Raw genomic sequence first — 2,599 nt, 5'->3', positions numbered from 1 at the left:
GGATGGGGGGATAGGGGGAGTGGGGAGATGGGGGATGGGGAAAATAATAGGAGAGTTCTTCAGTTCTCCGTGTCTCCGCGTCTCCGCGTCCCCGCTTCCCCGTGTCTTCCCCCTTCCCTATTCAGCAGCAGTTACGGGAGAGTCCACATGAGCAACCGTAGTCGCTTCCATTTCTCCTTCGTGGTGGTCGGCAAATGAGCCTTTGGGTTCTTTGAGGAAGAAGCCGCAAAGGAAGGCAACAATCAGAGATGCAACGCCTAGAACTTCAAAGAAGACTCGGTTACCCACATCTCCAGAAGGGAGCAAGCTAAAGAGGGTGAGGTAAGCAACGGCTCCAACGTTACCGTAGGCTCCAACATTACCTGCAATTTGTCCGGTGATGCGGCGTTTAATCAGGGGAACCATGGCGAAGGTAGATCCTTCTCCAGCTTGGACAAAGAAAGAGCAAGCCATGGTGAGGAGTACAGCTAGGGGCAAAAACCAACCTCCAGTAACGCGACCCATCATCAGATAGCCAATACCCATACATCCGGTTAATACGGCCATGGTCATTTTACGACTTCCGAGGCGATCGGAGATTAAGCCACCGCCAGGACGGGACATTAAGTTCATGAAGGCATAGCTGGCAGCAATCATCCCGGCAGCTTGTTTACTCAGGCCAAAGGTTCCTTCAAAGAAGGCGGGAAGCATGGAAACAACCGCAAGTTCAGAACCGAAGTTAACAATATAGGTGAGTTCTAAGAGGGCAACTTGGGAAAATTCATAGCGGTCTTCAGCCGGATAGCGCTTTTTGCCCAGCATCAGTTCTTTGTTCACATCCCAACAGTTATAGGCTTGGAACAGATAGAGGCAGAGTAACCCCCCCCAAACCATATAGAGTTGCGGAGTATTCAGAAATCCGACTTTACTTAAGCGCCAAGCGAGAACAGCAAGAATACCAGAGAGGGGAATATTCATGAGCATCAGGAACCAGAAGTCTTTTGGCGTGGTAACTTCTAGACCTGTTGCTTTTTTGGGCTTTTGATAGACTTTGCCAGGGGGAGTATCTTGGACGTTAAAGAAGTAAAGAATACCGTAGAGTGCGGCGATAATTCCAGTTCCAGCAATGGCAAGCCGCCAGTTAATGATGCTACCGGCTCCAAAGGTAAGAATCGCGGCAATAGTAGGGAGGGTAAAGGCAGAGGCAGCAGAACCAAAGTTTCCCCATCCTCCATAGATACCTTCAGCTAGACCAATTTCTTTGGGAGGGAACCATTCCGCAACCATGCGAATACCAATTACAAATCCTGCACCGACGATACTGAGGGCAAGTCGGCTAATCACCAGTTGGCTAAAGTTTTGGGCGCTGGCGAAGGCGATACAGGGAATGGCGGCATAGACCAAAAGAACAGAGTAGGTGATTCTGGGCCCATATTTGTCCAGAAGCATCCCAATAATAATCCGGGCAGGAACGGTAAGGGCTACGTTACAGATAGCAATTGTCCGAATTTGACCGACTTCTAAACCGAAATCCTCTTTAACGGCTGTGGCTAGAGGGGCGAGGTTAAACCAAACAACGAAGGAGAGGAAGAAGGCGAACCAGGTCATATGCAGAATTTTGTATCTGCCCTGGAATGACCACATTTCTTTGAGCATGACGGTTGATTAGGTAATGGGTAATAAGTAATGAGTAGGAAGTCAGTAGGAAGTCAGGAGTCACAGGAAATCCCCGCGTCTCCGTGTCCCTATTGTCCTGTCCAGGAACTAACTTCAAGAACACCACTAGGAGCCATGACAACGAGGAAGGGGGCAGAGCTAGAGGAGTCTTCTTCTTGGACTAGGGTTTCGAGGGGAGTTTCCGTGAGATAGTCGGAGGCGACGGAGTTCAGGGGGGTGTAATTGGCGATCGCTCCTTCTTCGTTGACCTCCACCTGATACACTAAACTCTCAGAGAACGTCGGCGAAGTTTGCCAATTGCTATCAATTTGTTCATAAAGCTCTGAGCGTAACGCACTGACCGTGGCTTCATCCATCTCCACTTCTAGGGTTTCTGCTACGTCTTCAACAACTTCCGTTTCTACAGTTTCGGTCATCACCACAGAAGTTGTAACTCCCGTAGTACTTGCACTAGCCACAATGACCTCTTCTACTTCAGGTGTAGCAGTCACTTCAGGTTCAGGCGTAACCACTTCTGCAACTTCTGTTTCGGCTAAAGCCACTTGGGTTACCAGATGATTCCAGCGACCTACCATAACTCCGGCAAAGACAACAACTCCGATTAAACTCAAGCTTTTCAGAAGTACGGACTCTACAGGAGAGAGGGGATTGTTAGGTTCAGACATTTTTGCGATACTCCTTAATTAAGATGATTAGATATTTGGACTGGGGGCACTCCCCAGTTTTTTTGTTCTATCTGTCCTTAAGCATCTAGAACAATCTCTCCAACCGGATGAGCGATACAGGTCAGAATGGCTCCCTGCTGTTCGCCCAAGGCTTGGGGGTCTTGAAGATAGCGAACTTCTCCAGAAACCAACTGCTGTTGACAGGTTCCACAAGTTCCGGAACGGCAACTCGACTCTAGGTCAAGGCCTTCCCGTTCTGCTGCTTCCAAGATTGACTC

The 2,599-nt window shown here is 49.1% G+C and carries 3 protein-coding genes; all 3 read right to left on the bottom strand.

What is annotated here, in order from left to right:
* Positions 1–117 precede the first annotated feature (117 nt).
* Positions 118–1,635: an MFS transporter gene (locus AC3A14_RS05680; RefSeq protein WP_318731888.1), complete on the bottom strand. Its 1,518-nt coding sequence runs from the start codon at positions 1,633–1,635 to the stop codon at positions 118–120.
* A gap of 89 nt (positions 1,636–1,724) precedes the next feature.
* Positions 1,725–2,321, bottom strand: coding sequence for a hypothetical protein (locus AC3A14_RS05675; RefSeq protein WP_318731887.1), 597 nt, complete (start codon positions 2,319–2,321; stop codon positions 1,725–1,727).
* Between the two features lie 77 nt (positions 2,322–2,398).
* On the bottom strand, positions 2,399–2,599 hold a 201-nt coding region (locus tag AC3A14_RS05670; protein WP_487778930.1), incomplete at its 5' end, for a 2Fe-2S iron-sulfur cluster-binding protein.

It is taken from the genome of Roseofilum sp., assembly GCF_982964205.1.
This window is presented reverse-complemented; position numbering and strand designations above follow the sequence as displayed.

Coding starts and splice junctions, on each gene's coding strand:
- AC3A14_RS05675 (WP_318731887.1), bottom strand. CDS start 2,321: ATGTCTGAACCTAACAATCCCCTCTCTCCTGTAGAGTCCGTACTTCTG.
- AC3A14_RS05680 (WP_318731888.1), bottom strand. CDS start 1,635: ATGCTCAAAGAAATGTGGTCATTCCAGGGCAGATACAAAATTCTGCAT.